Raw genomic sequence first — 18,750 nt, forward strand, 5'->3', positions numbered from 1 at the left:
ATTACATATTACCCAGCTCTATCATCATTGCGGTGTACATACGTAAATTAAGTGCTAGTTGCTCAAGCGTAATAAATTCATGCTCTGAGTGACCGGTGTAGCGCTTACCCGGCATTGATGGGCCAAACGATACGGCATTATCAAATAACTTAGCGTTGGTACCACCACCAATAGAGACAAAATCTGCGTCTTGATCGCCAGTAAAGTGTTTAAAAATATCAAGTAACTTCTGCGCATGGGGCGCGTCATCAAGTAACATGGGTGTACCAATAGTAGTTTTAACATTGGCTAATGTTACTTTATTATCAGCTTGCCATTGAGTAAGCGCACTATTAATTTGCTGTTTTAGTAAGTCAGCCTCTTTACCCATAGGACGACGAGCATTAACCGCTAACGTTAGGTTATTACCGTCTCGTTCAATAACTGTGGGCGCTACCGTCATTGGCCCCATAAAGTCATGTTTATACGCAATATCACCAAACTGTTTACCGTGAATATCTAGGCCAATTAGCTGATTTACAAACTTAATGAGCTGACCGTCGCTGTTGTTTTCAAGCTCAACGGCTTTAAATAGTTCAGCCAAATAAGCAATGGCGTTAACACCTGACTCTGGCTCAGATGAGTGAGCCGACATGCCTTTAACACTAATTAAAGTTCCATCTGTTTGATCATCAAAGGTAAATTCTACTTGCTTAAGAACCTTGGCTGTTTGTTTTAATTGAGCCACCAATTCAGGACTCGCATTATGCAAAGTTAAGCTGGCATCTTCAGGGATTTGGCTAGCAAAGGCACCACCCTTTACATTGCTGACATACACACCTGTTTGTGGTGATGTTGCATCAAATGTTGGCGCAATTAAGCTCCAGCCTTTTTCAGCAACCACTACAGGGTATGAGGCATCAATGGTTATCGCATACTTTGGTTGCTCATAGGTTTTCATAAACTCAGTTAACGGCCCCCAATCAGACTCCTCGGCCAAATAAACCATCAGCTCAATGCGGTTATCAAGGGTTATGCCTTTATCTTTTATGGCTTTCATCGCATATAAAGCGGTGGCTATAGCGCCTTTATCGTCTTCGGTACCTCGGCCAACTAATTTACCCGGCTCTGAGGTATCAATAATAAATGGGCTTTGTTTCCATTTGCTGGCGTTTGCAGGTTGTACATCACCGTGAGTCACTATGGTTACTTTTTCTTTTTGCTCACCCATGCCTATGAGTACGGTATAGCCTAAATCTTGGTAGTCAAAGCCAAGTTCAGCGGCTTTCATTTTTAATAACGCTTTAAAGCCTATAAAGTCGGGGTTTTGTGGTGCGCTGATCTCACTTTTATTAACCGTAGGAAACGATACTAAATTAGTAAGCGTATGCACCTGTGCATTTTGATAGTTATTAACTGCGTAATCGGCCACGCTTTCACTGTGTTTATTTAATTGTGCATGAGCGCTAAATGCACATAAGGCAATACTTGCTAAAGCTAGCTTGTTCAAAACAGATTCCATTTAATTAACAACAAAGAACACTAATTATAACCTCCTTGTAAAGTGACAAACAGCGCTTTGCGGCAGACCTACAAGCAAAGCTTATAATTTATCTAACAGCTTTGAACAAGATGCCTGTATAATGCGCAGCTCAAAATTACGGGGTTAATCATGAATCGCAGAAAAAAAATCGTTACTAAGTTTCAAAAGAAAGATAAGCGCGCTAATGCCAAGCTGCATAAAAGCAACAAGCCGACTTATGTTTCAAAAGCAGAGCGCGCAAAGCTTGCTGAGCAAGATGCCGAACAAGCAATTGAGCACGCGGCCAACGAAGTAGTGCAAACAAGCGTTTAATTGTTATTGCGATAGGGTGAGAGGCTTAAATTGAGTGTTAAAAAGCTTAAAGTGAGCCAAATAACGAACCGCCACATAGCAAACTACCCCACTTGCCACAATCAATTCAAACGTTGCTAAATACTGTATTTGCTTAACAAACTGCAAATCAATTCCCACTGTATGCATCCATGCGGCAAGTTTAAATAACGCGGTAGCACCAATGACCATAGGAAAAGTAAACGCAGCGTAACCTGGGCAAAATGGACGGCGCAGTAATTTAAAAAATGCGACGTAAATTATAAAGGTCATCAGTACCGCAATTCCAAATAACAAGCCAATAATAACCGGTGACGGCTCGCTGATAACTGTAAAGTAACCAGCTAACGATAAACTTGCTGGCGCCGCTAAAATAGCCAGTGTAGGTTGTGCAGCATCAGGAATGTGCGCAGCAAAAATGATCCGGTAAATCATCATAGGCAACATAACTGCATACATCAGCATGCCAAAATAAAGCGCCCCTTGTGCTAAAAATAGCAGAGCCGGATTCCCTGAAAACGCGACATCGGCAACAATGATCCCAACCGGCGGTACAAACCAGCTTGGCACCATATGCTCAATTTTAAATTCAATCACGCGATGAGCAATAAAGCTGATTAAAAACACCAAATGCAATAAAAATGCACCAACCCAAAGCATATCTCCCGCAAGGGAGTAAAACTGCCCTAAAGAATTAGACACCACTAAAGTAGCCATAGCAAAAGTAGGCACCACACTTCCCACAACCGGATGGGCTAAATCGGCTTTAAGCAGCTGAGGATGTAATAAAAACTTAAGTGTTAACAATAGCAATAATACGCTCGCAATAGCGGCACCGGCATATTGTGCTACGCCATTTAGGTTAGCCATACTCTCCCAAGCCCAACCTAGGCTGGCAATACCTAATGCCAAACCGCCCATTGGTGTTGGTGCACCAGATATTTTTGTTTTTATATGTTTAAACATCTCTATTGCACCCTGTGGTTGTAACTTACAGAGAAGTTTACGCTTGCATTTTGTTAAGTTAAATCTAATTATATAGAACGCACGTTCAGGCAAACTAAACATAGCATAATGAATATTTCACTTAAGCAACTTAAAGTATTTGTAGGCATAACCCAGCACAGCTCCCTTACAGCAGCGTCTGAATCATTGTTTCTATCTAAAGCGGCGGTGAGTATGGCGCTTAGCGAGCTTGAAAAACAATTAGGCCATCCATTATTTTATCGTGTAAATAATCGCTTATTATTAAATCAAGAAGGGCAAAAACTACTGCCCCTTGCTGATGAACTATTAAATCGGGCAAATACTATCGATGACTTGTTTTTAGACAACGCTCCTGCCAGCGGAACTTTAAAAATTGGTGCCAGCGACACGATTGGTAATCATGTATTGCCTGCTTTGTTAAGCAACTTTAGAGCGCAGCAACAGCATTACTCGCAACAAATACTGATTTCCAATTCGACGCTTATTTGTCAAAAACTTATAGATTACGAGCTCGATATAGCACTTATTGAGGGCCAAGCCCACCAAAGCGATTTAGTCTCTAATGTGTTTAGTCAAGACACCATGTGTATTATTGCGCCAATAAACCACCCATTGGCTGCAAAAAAGCAACTTAGCTTTAACGACTTTAATCGTAGCCAATGGGTATTAAGAGAAACTGGTTCAGGCTCGCGTTCCTTCTTTTTACATAGCCTTGCGCCACAAATTAAAAATTGGACGCAAAGCGTAGAGCTCAATACCACTGAAGCGCTTATAAACTGTGTAGCAAATGGCTTAGGGTTAGGATGTTTATCATCACTTGCTGCGCAATATGCCCTAAAAGATGGCCGTGTTAAACAGCTTAATTTAAACCACTCCATGCAAAGGCAGTTTTGGTTAGTGATGCATAAAGACAAATACAAAAACCCACTGTTAACGCAGTTTATAGATTTTTGTCACAAGCAAACTTAAAAATTAATGGCAATAAACCGTCAGACTCGATTAACCTAAAATCGAATCTGACGGCTGGTACTAACTTACTCTCTCATCTTAAAACGCGTAACTCATGGCTAAATTTATAGAGCGCCCCTGCCCAGCTAATTGATTAAAGCCCTGCGACATATCTTGTTTAAATTCTGCAATACTTACGCCACCTAATGGTAATTCATAATACTCATCAAGCAGGTTGGTAATATCAACACTCACGGTCAATGCATCCCAACTGGCTTTAGAGCTTAAATTAAGTAAATGATACTGCTCAGTTTGGTTTTCTAGGCGGTTGCTATCTACGCGGGTTTTACTATCGACCCACTGCCACGTGAGAGCGTTTTCAAAGCGGCCAACTTGCTGGTTAATCGCAAATTGGGTTTGCAGTGGCTTAATTTGATAAAGCGGCTGATTGGTATCGTCGCGCTTACCACGGGTATTGGTAATGTTAGCTTTTAACGACCAACTACCATACTGCTTAGACTCGTGCAGAGTAGCAACCGCATCTAGCTTTACTCCATAAAGCGTGGCATCTAGGTTATTAAACATAAGTACATTACGGGTATTAGCTGCAAGCGCTGTGCGGTTAAAGCTTCTTACTCTGTTGACGTCAATATAATCATTTACATCGCTCACCCATGCATTAGCACTGATACGCCAGCTGTCGTCTTTAGCCATACGGGTATACGTAGTGCTAAGCGTATGTGCGGTTTCAGGTTTAAGGGCAATGTTACCAATATAGCCGTTGCCATCGCCGTACCATCCAATCATAGTGGTGGCCATATTGCCCACCCCCCAACTGTAGCGTTCGTATAAATTAGGCGCACGATTTTTACGGGTTAAGCCAATTTGTAGTTCGTCGTTATTGCTTAGTTGATAATTAAACAGCACGTTTGCATCAACTAAATTATCTGTTTGTTTTTTACTTTGGTTATTAAAATTTTTAGCGGCCATTGCATCGCTTGGCATCGCCATGGCCATCGCATTCATTGCAGCCATGCCTGGGTTATATGCTTGCACATCATCAGTGTTGGTCATTACATTTTCAAATCGAATGCCTGCATTTAACCACCAGCGAGTATTTAGTTGGCTTTCATATTCAGCAAGCAAAGCAATACGCTGACGTCGGCCATTATTAATATTTTTATAGTCATTTGGCCCCATCATCATTGAGCCTTCAACCGCAGGCCACCAATCATCAATATTCATATAATGGTACTCTTGGGCGAGTAATAACTGGCTGTTGTTATCAAGCGCTAATCGCCATTTTAACTGAGTGCTTATATCTTCGGCGTCGGTTTTCATTGGCATTTTTCCGGTTTTTTCTGCGCTGAAAAAGCCCATTTCATGCTTTACGCTATGCCAGTTTAACTGCGCTTCAAGCTCACTGTTTGTAAAAGTGCGCTTATACTGGGCCACAACACCATAGCTGGTGTTATCTGTCATATCCATATATTGATTAGCAAAGCCTTGATAGGGTATTTTTTGATGACTTAGCTTAACCACTAATTGTTGCTTATCATCGCGCATGGCAGCACTTAAACTATGGTTTTGCGCGCGGTACAGGGTATCGAGCACTAAATCGCCGTTACCATCTTCATAACTGTTAGCATCGCTAAACGCACCTTGATAATTAAAACTGAATACATCGCTGGCAATGCGCATACCTGCGCCGACCTTTTTGCCGTTATCTAGCGTATTGTATTGGGCTGATACGTAGCCAGAGTGCCAGCCAAGTTGCTTGCTTTCACTGTACTGAGGTGAAATAGAATTAACCGCGATCACCCCTGCAATATTATCGCCACCGGCGCTTACTGGAGAAATACCCGCAATTACTTTGTAGCTACTAATTTGATTGGCTGAAATATACGACAGTGGCGGGTTCATTTGGTTAGCACAGGCGGCGGTGATTTGCGCTCCATCGACCAGTACCGCCACTCTATCGCCCATTAAACCATTTAAAACAGGTAAGTTAGCCATGCCACCGGCGGCTGAAAAGTCCACACCTAAATCAGTTAATAACGATTCAGATGAACCTAACGATAGGTGTTTGTTTTGTGCTTGGCCGTGCACTTCAATCACTTCAATTGAGGTGTCATCTGCAAAAGCAACTGGCGATAATACGCTACTTATAACAAGCGCTAAAGGGGATAATAAATAAGAGGTTAGGGGATTTTTTTTATCAGTCATTATTGATTTACCACAAAAATTTTGTGGGTAAATTATACGTGCTGCGGCAAGTTAAAAAGCGCGACATATTGTCGCACTTTGTTAATTTTTAACCCTGTTCGTCATCAAAAATGTCTTCTATTTTAAGTTTAAACAACCTTGCGGCCTTAAAAGCCAGTGGCAAGCTGGGATCGAACTTGCCCTTTTCAATGGCATTAATCGTTTGGCGCGATACATCCAACAGCTCTGCCAACTTTGCTTGAGTGAAATTATGCTCAGCTCTTAACACTTTTAATCTATTTTTCATTCATCACCTGCGCAATAGTGTTTATTAAGCACATACACACTAATTAAATACACCGCCCCCATTAAAAACATTAAGTCGGGTATTTGCGCTTTAAAATCAATTAAACCACTCAATTGTAAATTGGTGTATGCCAGCCCGCCTACTAACACTGCACCTAAGGTAACCCCCATGGCACTGAGATGTATTTTTTGCATTAATTCATCCATGCCTTGCAAATAGCGCTTGTTGGCTAAAATCATCCCTACGCCAGCAGCCAAATTTATAATAATAAAAAAGCCACTAATTAGCGCTGAACGATCCCAGATTAAAGTGGGGCCAAAGCTGCAAATAGCTAAAGTAAAAAGCCATATTAAGGTCCATTTAGCTAGGTAACTGGTATTTTTAATTTGGCGTTGTTTTAAATTTAATTCTGCTTTCATTGCCTTTATCCTGTTTTTAAAAGTAATGTTTACTTTACAAATATCATTCATGCCTTACAAAAAGTCAAGTTAACGTTACATTTTAAATTTAACACTGCTTATTTTTGATTGCGTTAATACTTTGCTGAACTTACTTAACCATCCTTTGGTTGGCTTAAGTTAAATTTTATTCATCTTAAATTATGGTTTAGTCCATGACGAAAGAGAGCTTTTAATTTAAAATGCACGCCTCTTTACTCCTCATTTCCACATTCAACTAAATAAGCGTGTGTGCTTTATTTTTAAACGCACTGGCGTTTAGTTTGTTATTAAATTTTATTTATTATCTTCAAGGATTTTATATGGCCGTTGATACTACATTGCCGTCGGGTCAGCCCAATAGAACCGCTATTTTAATTGTGCTGGCGTTGGGTACTTTTATTTTGGGGTTATCTGAATTTTCTATGATGCCTATGTTGCCATTAATTAGTGAGGCATTTGGCAGTACCCCGTCACAAAGTGGTTATGCTATTAGTGCTTATGCTCTTGGGGTGGTGGTTGGCGCACCCATTTTAATGTTGGCAACGGCAAATATGCGAAAACGACGAGCGCTATTATTATTTTTAAGCTTAATGTGTATTTCAAACAGTTTAAGTGCATTAGCGACCTCGTTAGAACAACTGGTGCTGTTTAGGTTTTTAAGTGGCCTTCCCCATGGCGCTTATTTTGGTGCCGCGTTATTACTGGCCTCTGATATAGCACCGCAAGGAAAACGCGCTAGCTTTATGTCAAAAGTGTTTATGGGCTTAACCATAGCCACTATCGTTGGTGTGCCGGTGGTGACATTGGTTGGGCAAAATCTTAGTTGGCGTTATTGCCTCGCTGCAGCTGGGGTGTTGGCGTTTATTGCCTTTATTTTTGTGTATAACGTGGTGCCTAATGTTAAAAACACCCATACTTCTAACTTACTCAACGAATTAGGGGTGCTAAAAAACAAACTGGTTTGGTCAATATTAGGGATTGTTATTATTGGCTTTGGTGGCGTATTTTGTATTTATACCTATGTGGCCGATACGATCTTAGAGGTCACTCAGAGCGCGCCCTATACAATTTCAATTGCTATGGTGATGTTTGGTATTGGCTCTACGCTCGGTAATTACGTACTAGGTAAAGCTGCCGATAAATCAGCGATTAAAACCACCGGATTTACGCTTGCCTCTACCATTGTTTTTGCATTTGCATATGTCAGTGCCAGCTATAATATTTATCTGCTGTATGCGGTTATATTTTTTATTGGCTGCAGCTTAGGGCTATCAACCTTAGTGCAAACGCTATTAATGGATGTATCACCTGACGGCCACGCCATGATTGGGGCATTAGTGCAGTGTGCGTTTAATATTGCAAATGCTATTGGCCCTTGGGTTGGCGGCATTGCTATTGCAAAAGGGGCAGCGCCAAATCAAACAGGCTATGTTGCTGCGGCTTTATTTTTAGGTGGGCTGTTAATGTGGCTGCTTAGTTATATACAAATTAGCGGCAACAAAACTAAACAGGCACAGCCTTGTTAATAAAAACAAAAAGAGCCGCTAAGCGGCTCTTTTTACATTTTACTCTTTAGCGTATTAAACGCTAATAGATGACATATCAATAACAAAACGGTATCGCACATCAGAGCGTTCCATACGCTCATAAGCGGTGTTAATTTCGTCTATGTTGATCATTTCACACTCTGGCAGTACGTTGTGCTCACCACAAAAATCAAGCATTTGCTGTGTTTCTGCAATTCCGCCAATTAACGAACCAGCCACACGACGACGACCCATTAAAAGAGGAACTGTGTTTAGCTCATCTACTGGGCCTACTTGGCCAACAATAACCAAGGTACCATCGATATCAAGTAGTGGTGTGTAAATTGATAAGTCATGCTTTACAGGCACGGTATCAATAATGACATCAAACGCTGACTGCGCATTTTTCATTTCATCATCATTGTTTGATACTAAATAATGCTGTGCGCCGAGCTTAATTGCATCTTCTTTTTTAGACTCAGTACGACCAATAACAGTAACGGTTGCCCCCATTGCTACTGCATTTTTAACCGCCATATGACCTAATCCACCAAGGCCTACCACTGCAACACGGCTACCTGTTTTTACACCCCATTTATGTAACGGTGAATAAGTAGTAATACCGGCGCAAAGTAACGGCGCCACGCGCGATAATTCTAAGTTTTCAGGCACTGATAATACAAACTCTTCGCGTACTACAACGTGTTTAGAGTAACCACCTTGAGTCATTTCGCCGTTAACTCTATCGGTCCCGCTGTAAGTACCGACCATGCCTTCACGACAAAATTGCTCTTCGTGATTATCACATTGGTCACAGCTTTGGCAGGAGTCAACCATACACCCTACGGCAACTGTATCGCCTTGTTTGTATTTTTTTACATCACTACCGACTGATATTACTTTACCTACAATTTCGTGCCCAGGAACTAATGGGTAATTACTACCCCCCCAGTCGTTACGCACTGCGTGTAAGTCTGAATGGCACACACCACAATATAAAATTTCTATTGCTACATCGTTATTTCGTAAATCGCGGCGCTCAAAAGAAAACTCTGTAAGCTCAGAACCTTGGCTTTTTGCTGCATATCCGACTGTTTTCATAATAACTCCATAGTTTATTAAAAATCATCCACAGTATGCACTGTCAGCTATGAACATAAGCTGATCATGTGCAACTGCAAATAGCCCTGAAAAACGCAAGGGCTGTTTATTAGTATTCAATTATTCCACAACAACGGCATTTAACTCTTCAATCAGTGTTTTAATACGCTGTGCATTTTTACCTAAATCACTTTTACCAATGCGTGATTTACTACGTATGTCGACCACACGCTTACTGCCTTTATCGTTAATACGAACCACAACATCGTCTTTAAAACCAAACCATGTTGTGGTGTCTGTTGCTTCAACAATGCCATTATTAACATCACTATTAACCAGTTCCCAGCCTAAGTTTTCCATGGCTTTAGTAATTGCTGCCACCAGCTCTGTTTGGGTTTGGTTGTACTCGAGCGGTTTTAGTTCTGGGTACGCTTCACGTTGCTGCGCTGCCGTTTCTTCACCCGCGTAAGCAACAGGGTTAGGTGCATCAGCACGTAAAGGCACAACCGCAACAAACTTAGGTGGGTTAATTAAATCGGTAGAAATATCATGAATTGGCGGAACACTTTTTGCTGTATTCATCATGTTAATCGGCATTGCAATAGCAACAGCTGCAAAAATAACCGTGATCACTGCACTGGTTAGGCTCACTGTTTTACGCATGAATAGCACTTGAACTAACAATAAGGCTAATGCTGCCCCACCAACATAAACGCCTAACCTAAAACCAGCAAAGGCAGTACCTAGCTCAACCATATTAAATTTATAAAGAGGTCCCGGTAGTACCACCATTAAAAAAGCGATAAGCCCAACTAAGCTCACTAAATGTTTCATTGCCTACTCCGTTATTGTTATATGGTTATTGTTTTTTAAACAGCTTTATACTGTTAACACTCCAATTTAGATTACTATGACCGATAAGTATCTATAAAGTCATAATTTATTGCCCTTTTAAAGTAGATAACTTGACTCCTTGGTAAAAATCAACAAACTACGGGGGTAAAATTATCAGGGTACACGGCAAGATCATTATAAATTGAACTTATAGAGCAAGTAGTGATCAGATCAAGGCATAATAATTACTTGGTCGCATAAATATGAGCACTACTTTTCTGAAACATTTTAATTCAATTACAGATCCTCGCATTGAACGTTGTAAAAAGCATGAACTTATCGATATTCTTCTCCTTGCTATTAGCGCTGTGCTCTCTGGTGCAGAAGGATGGGAAGATATTGAAGACTTTGGGCACCTAAAACTTGATTGGTTAAAAAAATACGGCACGTTCAACGCAGGAATTCCAAAACATGACACGATTGCGCGCGTCATGTGTCGGTTAAAAGCAAATGAAATAGAAAGGGCATTTCAATCTTGGATATCATCACTGATTGAAATCACAGGTGCAGATATCATCGCTATTGATGGCAAAACCGCACGGCGTTCATTTACCACAAAAGACAGAAAAAGTGCCTTACACACGGTCAGTGCATGGAGTTGCCAACACCAGTTAGTGCTTGGGCAGACGGCTGTTGATAATAAAACAAATGAAATCACCGCAATACCAGAATTACTCACCCTGCTCGATATTGAAAACAGTATCATTACGTTAGATGCGATGGGATGCCAACAAGAAATAGCAAAACAAATCATCCAACAAAAAGCAGATTATATTCTTGCACTTAAAGGTAATCATTCAGGCATGCAAAAGGAACTAGAAGCGTGGTGGCACAAGTGCGAGCGTGAAAGGTTAACTAAGCATAATTGTGATGAACATACCGAAATAAGCTCAGGACATGGGCGTGTTGAAACACGTACATGCCAGCAGTTACTTATAGATAAAAGCTGGCTAGGCAAGGATTATCGTTGGCCTGGCTTAACGAGTATTATTAAGGTCAGGGCTGAAGTTCATGATAAGTCGGCAGGGTCGGATACCACTGAAACACGCTGGTATATAAGTTCATTAGACTTAAATGCAGCGCAAGCACTCAATGCAGTACGCAGTCACTGGCAGGTTGAAAGCATGCATTGGATGCTTGATATGAACTTCAGAGAAGATGAATCGAGAATACGCAAACTTCAAGGGCCATTAATGTTTAATGTAATGCGAAAGATAGCCATGGCGCTTTTTAAACAAGATGCATCTAAGTCAGCAAGTATGGCGAGGAAAAAGAAAATGGCAGGGCTAGACGATGATTACCGCTCAACCCTGTTAGAGTCTGGGATTAAAATGCGCTAGCCGTGTATCAGGGTATTATTATTTATGAAAACAGAGATTAGTTACCGGTTTGAGTCATCACAAGTAGCCAACCGCTTTTTACACGAATTAAAAGATTGGCCAGTCAATGACGTAAAAACACGTCTTTTTAATGGCGGCGACAGCGTTAAAGTAAGCTACGAATATGATGAAAGCGGATTTGATTATACCGTTGCCGAACTTGATGATTTAGCCGAGCAACACGGCGGGCAAGAAGTGTCGAGTTAAGATACTTATACCTACGCTCAATAGCCACAACACACTTTGTAGTCATGCCTACATTTTAAAACTTTAAGCTTACAAAGTTATGTAGCAATAGGTATTACACAACGTATTAAAGACCCCATACCTACTTCACTTTCAACCTCTATAGTGCCATTGTGCTCTTTAAGCACATTGTAAACTATAGCCATACTAGTGCCTTGGCCTACTGGTTTAGTGGTAAAGAAGGGATCGAACATTTGTTTAAGTGTATCAGCGTCCATTCCACAGCCGTTATCTGCCACCTCTATGTAAATATTGTTTTCATTGGCAAACAGCTTAACACTTATTTTTCCTTGCTGATCGCGCAAATCGTCGCAGGCGTGTTTGGCATTAATTAATAAGTTTACAAACACTTGTTTCATAGATGAAATATTACACCGTGTTAGAGGTAACTTTTCAATGTGTAACTCTATAGCACACGTCCCTAGCTGGTTGTCGAGTAGTTTTAGTGTGCCATTGAGTGATTCTGTAATATCTGCCATTGCAGTTACGTTGTCTTTTAGGCTTGCAAAGTCGACAAGGTTACTAACAATATGAGCTATGCGCTCTAATCCCTCTTGGGTATCATCAACTAAGTCATCAATATCGTCCACAATAAAGCTTAAATCGTTCTCTTGATTGAGCTGAACTAAAATAGACTCTAACTGCGATACTGAAATCGATTTATCTACAAATTGTGAGCCGCCGTCATTAGCGAAACCAACACGGGCTTTATAAATTTTATACTTTCTACATTACTGGTTATGTAATCAAGCGGGTTATTTATTTCGTGGGCCATGCCAGCAGAGAGCGTCCCTAGCGTGGCCATTTTTTCGCTTTGCATTAAGGTTATTTGTTGGTTTTTAACCGTTTCGAGCTTTTCTTCCAGCTCTTGATTAACAATAAACAATGCCCGTGTTTTGTCTTCTAGTAGGGTTTCTAATTGATCTCTGGCTGATTTTTCGCGCAAATACGCTTTTTTATAATTGTAGTCGTCTTCAGCCATGGGGAGTCTCATATTTTATTTCAATTAAACACGAATCAAACCCATCATGCATACACTGGGCATGATTAAGTTTAGCATCAACCCCATAATGAGCCGCTGCACCAAAAATAAGCCCTTCGGCGCACATACAAAGCTGTCGCTTAGAGTTGTAACGCATTAAAATAAACCCGTCTTCAATAATTTTGGCGTCAATTTCAGGTAAATTAGGCTCATGATAAAGCTTAGCTACTTCAACATGAATTACTTTATCAATACTAATAATGAGATCAGCAAAACTATTAAAGCTGTCTACTATAGCTGGGTGACGTGCCTTTAAGTGAGAAAATAAATACTCTCCAAAGGCCTTTAATACCTCTGGCATAGACATAGAAAGTGCAGTTGCTACATCTTGTGCCAAACCAACTATTTCTTCATCCGGGTAACTTTCTGCAGAAATATAAACACGACCTTCAGGTGCATTTATTCAAGTAAGTCGTCCCATGCAGCCATGCCACATTTTTCAATAACCAGTGCCTCAAGCCCTCTAAAGATAACGTCTTTCATGCATCTTCCCTCTATTATCACTTTTAGATTGTTAGCTGCATCTTCAATTAGTTACAAACGCTCGCTACCTTACGACTCATATGTACACTAGCGTAGTAAGTCTTACTCTGTAAAATATCAGCATTAAAGTAATAATAGTTTAGTGCTTGTAAAACGCCCAAAAATGTTCGTTATTTGTATGGTCAACGTTTAACATTAAGTGACATTAAGGAAGCGTGATCACATTCTGCTTTTTACTCTATTAGTGGCAACGCTATTGGCAGGATCGTCTGGCCAAAAATGTTTGGGGTAGCGCCCTTTCATCTCTTTTTGTACCTCGCGGTAACTACTATTCCAAAAATGTGCTAAGTCTTGGGTTAACTGTAATGAACGCTTGCCTGGCGATAACAACTCCATTAGCAATGCTAATTTACCGTTAGCTAGCATAGGTGTACTGGTTAAACCATATACCTCTTGCATGCGCACACTAAGCTTGGCAGGTCCATCAAGTTGGTATTCAATTTTTATGTTAGAGCCACTTGGTACTGTTAGTCGCAGTGGGAGTAAAGATTTTAGCTCGCTTTGCTGTTGCCAATTAAAACAGTTTTGTAGTGCCTCAAAATAATTAAATTTTTTAAGTTGCTCAAGGGTTTTAATATCTTCAAGGTATACTCCTAACCAATCACCTGCTGTTTCAATGAGCTGCTGCTGATTAATAACAGGAAACTGTTCTGGCATCAATTTGCTGGCTAGGCACATTCTAATAAGTAACTGCTCACTTTCTTTTTGCTCGTTAAACAGTGAAAAGCCCTGTTTGGCAAACACACTAAGCCATGCCTTGGCACGCTCTGTTTTATCAAGCTTATGTTTACTTGGTTGGCTACTAAGGGTAATTTCCCCAAGTTTTACTTCATCTTGATGAATAAACCGAGCGGCTTTTTCATCAAACTCGCAGCGGGTCAACTCAGTGAATAAATGCGGTAAATACTCTTTAAGCGCTAATGGATTTAGCGCCGTGGCTGCAAAAACTCGCCCGCCTTTATGCCCGCCCATACTGGCAATAGCTATATATTCGTCATTATGCCAGTAGTCAGGGTTTAGCTCAGCCCCTGCCCCATTTGCTAATAAGTAGCCATTGCCACGTTTTTTAGCAATCCGATCTGGATAGCCAAGCGATACTAATAAGCTTAAATGTTCAGTGTTTAAATCTGTGCGGCTATCGGTAAATTTTAAGCGTTTTAACCAATAATTTAATTGTTGCTTAAACACAGGATGCGGACGCTGCTGTTGACTATGCAGTGCTAGGTTGAGCTCATTGGCAGTGCTAACTCGGCTTTCTAGTAAGGCCACCAAATAAATAGCTAAGCGATAAATCCCATTTAATCGTGGCTCTAACATTTGCGCTTTTAATAACATATGCGCTAAGCGAATATCGGCACCAAAGCCCAACATTTTACTACCCAGCGTGGTGAGCTTACCGTTACTATCTATGGCTTCAAGCATAGATAATAAATTGGTAGCTTGGCTGCATTGTTGCTCACTTGGCGGGTCAAGTAAGGTGAGTTCACTAATGCTTGCGCCCCATTGCTTCGCCTCAAGCATCAGTTGGCTAATATCTGAGGTAAGAATATCAGGGTTATCGTGGCTGTTTCGTCTCTCAAAAGTTTGTTTTGAACCTAACCGATACACAACCCCTGGTTCTATTCGTCCTGCACGCCCTGCGCGCTGTACTGCCGATGAACGCGATATACTTTGCGTGGTAAGCTCAGTTACACCGGTTTTTAAATTAAAGCTGGCTGCACGGCGCTTGCCGCTATCAACAACAATTCTAATACCTTCAATGGTTAAGCTGGTTTCGGCAACATTGGTCGTTAATACTACTTTTCTCATCCCTTGAGGCGCTGGTGCAATTGCTGCTTGTTGATTGGCTTTATCTTGTTCGCCAAATAATGTGGCAACAATACAATCACTGGGCAAGTCGCTCAGCGCTTGCTGCACGCGCAGTATTTCAAGCTGGCCGGGTAAAAATACCAGCGCACTGCCTGTTTGCTCATTGAGTGCTTGTTTTATTATTGGTGGAATAGCATCAAGCCAGCGGCTTTCATCTTTTATTGGGCAATATACTTCGTCAATAGGGTAACTTCGCCCGTTTGACTGGATCACTGGGCAATTAAAAAACTCAGTGTAGCGATCGCTATCAAGGGTGGCCGACATCAGCATAATAGTTAAATCTTCACGCAATGCTGCTTGCGACTCTAAAGCAAAAGCCAGTGCGGTATCGGCGGCAATAGAGCGCTCATGAAACTCATCAAAAATAAGTAAATCAACATCACTAAGATCAGGGTCGTTTTGTAACATGCGCGTAAGCATGCCTTCGGTAACTATTTCAAGGCGAGTGTGTGTGCTGACTTTGCTTTCACCTCGCACCCGTAAACCGACACTTTGCCCCAGCGTTTCGTTTTGGCAGTGCGCTAAATAATTGGCAATATTTCTCGCCGCCAAGCGCCGCGGCTCTAACATGACGATGCGCTTATAATGTCCATCGCGCATAAGCTGTAATGGCAACCATGTTGATTTACCAGCACCAGGCGGCGCTTGCAGTAAGGTGATTGGGTTGGCTTTTAAAGCATCAATGAGTGAAGTATATATTTCTTGAACCGGCAGCACGCTATTTACCCTAAATTACTTTGCCGCCATTGTAGCAAAAAATATCGTTTTATTATTAAAAAGCAAGTGGCGTTTTAAGTGATTTAAATGCCCTTAAATTAGCTCACGATTGCATTTCGTTTCAAATACCTAGTAGGTATAAAGCTGTAAACCGAAGCTAAAGCTAAGTAAAAACTCTTTTTAATTGTTACGTTTTGTGCAACTTTGCGGCTAATTGTATTTATAATAAGCAAATAGCGGCTAACGTCACCTTTATTAGACTAAAGAATGATTGCTGCTGAATCTGCTGATTTTATGACCTTTCTGCTATTTTACATGGCAAGATCACACTGTAAAAACAAAAACATAAACCACTGAATTTAAAGATCTTTTAAATTTAACAAGCCAGTTACAACACATCCCTTTGCTATTTTTGTTAACACTTACAAAGCGTTAAACTGGGCTATGCACGACCTTTTGCCTAATTACAATCTGTAGCAAGCTGTTTTACCCTGCGCACTCAACGTTCATTTGCTTTGTAAAAGCTGTATTTTTATTTTGAGTTAGCAACTAAGTTGCAGGAGAAGTCATGACCACCAAGCCGCTAGATGATAATTCATCTGATGCTATACCAGGAGCGGATACTCAAACCGTGTCCGATAGCTATGAAAATCTTCATAAACCCAGCTCTGAGTTTGAAAGCCGCGACGCTTATCTAGAGCACGAACTGCAAATTATGCAGCCAAAACGCTGGCGTCCAAATTTACCGTTTAGAGATTATCGCTTTGAATTTGAAGACACCATTCCAGCGATGGCCGCAACTATAGGTAAAGTTGTGATGGTTGCAGCCATTGCTGCCACTTTTGCAGGCCCTTTGGGGTTGAGTGATGGCTTTGTACTTGAAAACGTACGCTACGAACTTTTAATTGTTTCGTTATTTATTTTACTATTTTCTGGCTTTATTTTACCGACCGCTAACTTAGCGGGTACTCATGGCCCACTCATTCCATTAATTCCTATTGTGGTTGCCGCAGGCGGACACCCTATGGCCTTTGGCTTGCTCATAGGTGCCTTTGGATTGATATTAGCATTCAGTAAAGGCGGCAGTCTCATGGCCAAGCTCACCAGTAAAGGGGTATGTGGTGGCTTGCTTCTCTATTTAGGCTTTGTGGGTACCATTTCTCAGGTTAAAAAACTATTTGCATGGGCTGAAGAAATTCAAATGACCCATATTGCCTTTATCGTAATCTTAGCCACAATTTTACTTTATGCTTTATTGGAGCATTACAAAAAACGCTGGTTAGCCGTGCCACTGAGCTGTTTAATTGGTGGTTTTACTGCTTTTGCATTGGGCGCACCGTTTGAGTTTCATACTGCACCGGGCTTACCAAACATGAACCCTATGTACTGGTGGGGCGAAAACACCGGCTGGATGCTTGGCTTACCCACAGCAGAAAGCTTTGTGGTTGTACTTCCTTTTGCAGTTTTAGCGGTTGCTATGTGGTCGCCTGACTTTTTAGGCCATCAAGTATTTCAAAAAATTAGTTACCCAGAGCGTACTGAAAAAGTACAAATGAATATCGACGATACCATGCTTAGCGCATCAACAAGACAAACCTTTGGCTCGCTATTAGGCGGTGCTAACTTTGCGTCATCTTGGGGCACTTACATTGTTCCTGCTGCTATTGCAAAACGCCCTATTCCTGCAGGCGCAATTTTAACTGCGTTATTTTGTATTATCGCGGGTGTTTGGGGTTACCCAATGGACTTAGCTATTTGGCAGCCAGTATTATGTGTTGCCTTAATTGTAGGGGTGTTTATTCCACTACTTGAAGCGGGTATGGAAATGACCCGTGAAGGTAAAACCACCCAATCAGCCGCCATTGTGGTGTTTGCATCAAGCCTAGTAAACCCTGCATTTGGTTGGTCACTAACTATGCTACTTGATAACTTGGGCCTTATTGGCTGTAAAGAAAGAAGTGCTGATTTATCGCGAATGAGTCGCTGGGTCATCCCACTTATAATGTTTGTATTATTAACCGGTGTAATGGCACTGGTAGGCATGCTGCCAGGCATTCCTGCGCTAATGCCTAGCTTTAGACATTAATTCCTTTATTAAACAGCAAAGCGAGCTTTAATAGCTCGCTTTTTTTATACTTATAAAAAACCAGCACAGTGTTCCTGTAATAATCCCCCCTGAAGTGACAGTCCCTGAAATAATTACAAGCCACCCTACAGAATTTTTATAAAGCTCGCCACCAGCTAAAAACCTTTACGCACCAAAAAAGCATAAGCAGTTGATATATTAAGCGTTTCACTTTCTGGTATAGCCTTTGCAACTTTATAAGTGAACGTTAAAAATCATTTTATTAGTAACGCTTTTAAAATGAAAAATCATCACTCTTAATAAGGAGCTAATTATGAATAGCGATCGTATCGAAGGAAACTGGAAAGAACTTAAAGGTAAAGCGCAACAAAAATGGGGCGATCTTACCAACGATGATTTAGATAAAATTGAAGGTAGCCGTACCGAGCTTGTTGGTAAAATTCAGCAAAAATACGGTAAATCCAAAGATGAAGCCGAGCGCGAAGTAAATGACTTTGAGAAAGGTCATTAATATAAAGCGTGTTAACAGCTTTACTTGCTAATAAAAAACCGCCAATTGGCGGTTTTTTTGTTGGTAAATAATAAAATCACTAGATTTAACATATTCG

At 41.0% G+C, this 18,750-nt stretch carries 15 protein-coding genes and 2 pseudogenes; 7 read left to right on the forward strand and 10 right to left on the reverse strand.

Features of this window, described 5'->3' with window-relative positions; translation table 11 throughout:
* Window position 1: 1 nt before the first annotated feature.
* Window positions 2-1,489, reverse strand: a complete 1,488-nt coding sequence (locus tag ACTRWE_RS16980) for a dipeptidase (RefSeq protein ID WP_033103933.1) — start codon at window positions 1,487-1,489, stop codon at window positions 2-4.
* A gap of 162 nt (window positions 1,490-1,651) precedes the next feature.
* Between ACTRWE_RS16980 and ACTRWE_RS16985 the strand changes: the two genes are divergently transcribed.
* Complete coding sequence (locus tag ACTRWE_RS16985; protein ID WP_138561937.1) at window positions 1,652-1,834, forward strand: DUF2986 domain-containing protein; 183 nt, start codon at window positions 1,652-1,654, stop codon at window positions 1,832-1,834.
* A gap of 3 nt (window positions 1,835-1,837) precedes the next feature.
* Here the strand turns inward: ACTRWE_RS16985 and ACTRWE_RS16990 are convergent, their stop codons facing one another.
* Window positions 1,838-2,818 carry a TDT family transporter gene (locus ACTRWE_RS16990; protein WP_262976719.1) on the reverse strand — a complete coding sequence of 327 codons (981 nt, stop codon included), beginning with the start codon at window positions 2,816-2,818 and terminating at the stop codon, window positions 1,838-1,840.
* 108 nt (window positions 2,819-2,926) lie between these two features.
* Between ACTRWE_RS16990 and ACTRWE_RS16995 the strand changes: the two genes are divergently transcribed.
* The gene (locus tag ACTRWE_RS16995) at window positions 2,927-3,808 is read left to right on the forward strand and encodes a LysR family transcriptional regulator (RefSeq protein WP_335675081.1); all 882 of its coding nucleotides are present in this window, start codon (window positions 2,927-2,929) and stop codon (window positions 3,806-3,808) included.
* Between the two features lie 78 nt (window positions 3,809-3,886).
* Here ACTRWE_RS16995 and ACTRWE_RS17000 read toward each other — a convergent pair whose 3' ends face one another.
* The 3 genes from ACTRWE_RS17000 to ACTRWE_RS17010 all read right to left on the reverse strand — a co-directional run bounded on the left by ACTRWE_RS17000 (window position 3,887) and on the right by ACTRWE_RS17010 (window position 6,718).
* Window positions 3,887-6,013 carry a TonB-dependent receptor plug domain-containing protein gene (locus ACTRWE_RS17000; protein WP_335675080.1) on the reverse strand — a complete coding sequence of 709 codons (2,127 nt, stop codon included), beginning with the start codon at window positions 6,011-6,013 and terminating at the stop codon, window positions 3,887-3,889.
* Window positions 6,014-6,101: 88 nt separating this feature from the next.
* Entirely contained in the window at window positions 6,102-6,299 is a 198-nt protein-coding gene (locus ACTRWE_RS17005; RefSeq protein WP_013464415.1) for a helix-turn-helix transcriptional regulator, read from the reverse strand.
* Window positions 6,296-6,718 (reverse strand): hypothetical protein, encoded by a 423-nt coding sequence (locus tag ACTRWE_RS17010; protein WP_262976722.1) that lies wholly within the window; start codon window positions 6,716-6,718, stop codon window positions 6,296-6,298. Before ACTRWE_RS17010 ends, ACTRWE_RS17005 begins: the two co-directional genes overlap by 4 nt.
* 341 nt (window positions 6,719-7,059) lie before the next feature.
* On the opposite strand from ACTRWE_RS17010, the gene ACTRWE_RS17015 reads away from it, so the two are divergent.
* Entirely contained in the window at window positions 7,060-8,265 is a 1,206-nt protein-coding gene (locus ACTRWE_RS17015; RefSeq protein ID WP_262976723.1) for an MFS transporter, read from the forward strand.
* A 54-nt stretch (window positions 8,266-8,319) separates the two neighbouring features.
* On the opposite strand, the gene ACTRWE_RS17020 is transcribed toward ACTRWE_RS17015, so the two are convergent.
* Both ACTRWE_RS17020 and ACTRWE_RS17025 read right to left on the reverse strand, forming a co-directional pair.
* Window positions 8,320-9,366, reverse strand: a complete 1,047-nt coding sequence (locus tag ACTRWE_RS17020) for an NAD(P)-dependent alcohol dehydrogenase (RefSeq protein ID WP_013464412.1) — start codon at window positions 9,364-9,366, stop codon at window positions 8,320-8,322.
* A 120-nt stretch (window positions 9,367-9,486) separates the two neighbouring features.
* The gene (locus ACTRWE_RS17025) at window positions 9,487-10,200 is read right to left on the reverse strand and encodes a DUF1499 domain-containing protein (protein ID WP_335675078.1); all 714 of its coding nucleotides are present in this window, start codon (window positions 10,198-10,200) and stop codon (window positions 9,487-9,489) included.
* A gap of 263 nt (window positions 10,201-10,463) precedes the next feature.
* Here ACTRWE_RS17025 and ACTRWE_RS17030 point away from each other — a divergent pair, with 263 nt between their 5' ends.
* Entirely contained in the window at window positions 10,464-11,600 is a 1,137-nt protein-coding gene (locus ACTRWE_RS17030; protein WP_248475029.1) for an ISAs1 family transposase, read from the forward strand.
* A gap of 24 nt (window positions 11,601-11,624) precedes the next feature.
* Window positions 11,625-11,846, forward strand: a complete 222-nt coding sequence (locus tag ACTRWE_RS17035; protein ID WP_008108632.1) for a hypothetical protein — start codon at window positions 11,625-11,627, stop codon at window positions 11,844-11,846.
* 77 nt (window positions 11,847-11,923) lie between these two features.
* Here ACTRWE_RS17035 and ACTRWE_RS17040 read toward each other — a convergent pair.
* From ACTRWE_RS17040 to hrpB, 3 genes and pseudogenes are all read right to left on the reverse strand, one after another.
* Window positions 11,924-12,867, reverse strand: a pseudogene (locus ACTRWE_RS17040) (sensor histidine kinase).
* Window positions 12,860-13,410 (reverse strand): annotated as a pseudogene (locus ACTRWE_RS17045) (heme NO-binding domain-containing protein). Before ACTRWE_RS17045 ends, ACTRWE_RS17040 begins: the two co-directional pseudogenes overlap by 8 nt.
* A 219-nt stretch (window positions 13,411-13,629) precedes the next feature.
* Entirely contained in the window at window positions 13,630-16,056 is a 2,427-nt protein-coding gene (gene hrpB / locus ACTRWE_RS17050) for an ATP-dependent helicase HrpB (protein WP_033104065.1), read from the reverse strand.
* A gap of 568 nt (window positions 16,057-16,624) precedes the next feature.
* Between hrpB and ACTRWE_RS17055 the strand changes: the two genes are divergently transcribed.
* Entirely contained in the window at window positions 16,625-18,142 is a 1,518-nt protein-coding gene (locus ACTRWE_RS17055) for a DUF3360 family protein (RefSeq protein WP_008464416.1), read from the forward strand.
* Between the two features lie 313 nt (window positions 18,143-18,455).
* Window positions 18,456-18,653, forward strand: coding sequence for a CsbD family protein (locus ACTRWE_RS17060; RefSeq protein WP_008111942.1), 198 nt, complete (start codon window positions 18,456-18,458; stop codon window positions 18,651-18,653).
* The last annotated feature ends 97 nt before the right edge of the window (window positions 18,654-18,750 follow it).

The organism is Pseudoalteromonas sp. G5_S1_54_S4 (assembly GCF_054968565.1).

What these genes read in the sequence shown, in the direction of transcription:
- ACTRWE_RS16985 (WP_138561937.1), top strand. Translation starts at nt 1,652, where the DNA reads ATGAATCGCAGAAAAAAAATCGTTACTAAGTTTCAAAAGAAAGATAAG.
- ACTRWE_RS16990 (WP_262976719.1), bottom strand. Translation starts at nt 2,818, where the DNA reads ATGTTTAAACATATAAAAACAAAAATATCTGGTGCACCAACACCAATG.
- ACTRWE_RS16995 (WP_335675081.1), top strand. Translation starts at nt 2,927, where the DNA reads ATGAATATTTCACTTAAGCAACTTAAAGTATTTGTAGGCATAACCCAG.
- ACTRWE_RS17000 (WP_335675080.1), bottom strand. Translation starts at nt 6,013, where the DNA reads ATGACTGATAAAAAAAATCCCCTAACCTCTTATTTATTATCCCCTTTA.
- ACTRWE_RS17005 (WP_013464415.1), bottom strand. Translation starts at nt 6,299, where the DNA reads ATGAAAAATAGATTAAAAGTGTTAAGAGCTGAGCATAATTTCACTCAA.
- ACTRWE_RS17010 (WP_262976722.1), bottom strand. Translation starts at nt 6,718, where the DNA reads ATGAAAGCAGAATTAAATTTAAAACAACGCCAAATTAAAAATACCAGT.
- ACTRWE_RS17015 (WP_262976723.1), top strand. Translation starts at nt 7,060, where the DNA reads ATGGCCGTTGATACTACATTGCCGTCGGGTCAGCCCAATAGAACCGCT.
- ACTRWE_RS17020 (WP_013464412.1), bottom strand. Translation starts at nt 9,366, where the DNA reads ATGAAAACAGTCGGATATGCAGCAAAAAGCCAAGGTTCTGAGCTTACA.
- ACTRWE_RS17025 (WP_335675078.1), bottom strand. Translation starts at nt 10,200, where the DNA reads ATGAAACATTTAGTGAGCTTAGTTGGGCTTATCGCTTTTTTAATGGTG.
- ACTRWE_RS17030 (WP_248475029.1), top strand. Translation starts at nt 10,464, where the DNA reads ATGAGCACTACTTTTCTGAAACATTTTAATTCAATTACAGATCCTCGC.
- ACTRWE_RS17035 (WP_008108632.1), top strand. Translation starts at nt 11,625, where the DNA reads ATGAAAACAGAGATTAGTTACCGGTTTGAGTCATCACAAGTAGCCAAC.
- ACTRWE_RS17055 (WP_008464416.1), top strand. Translation starts at nt 16,625, where the DNA reads ATGACCACCAAGCCGCTAGATGATAATTCATCTGATGCTATACCAGGA.
- ACTRWE_RS17060 (WP_008111942.1), top strand. Translation starts at nt 18,456, where the DNA reads ATGAATAGCGATCGTATCGAAGGAAACTGGAAAGAACTTAAAGGTAAA.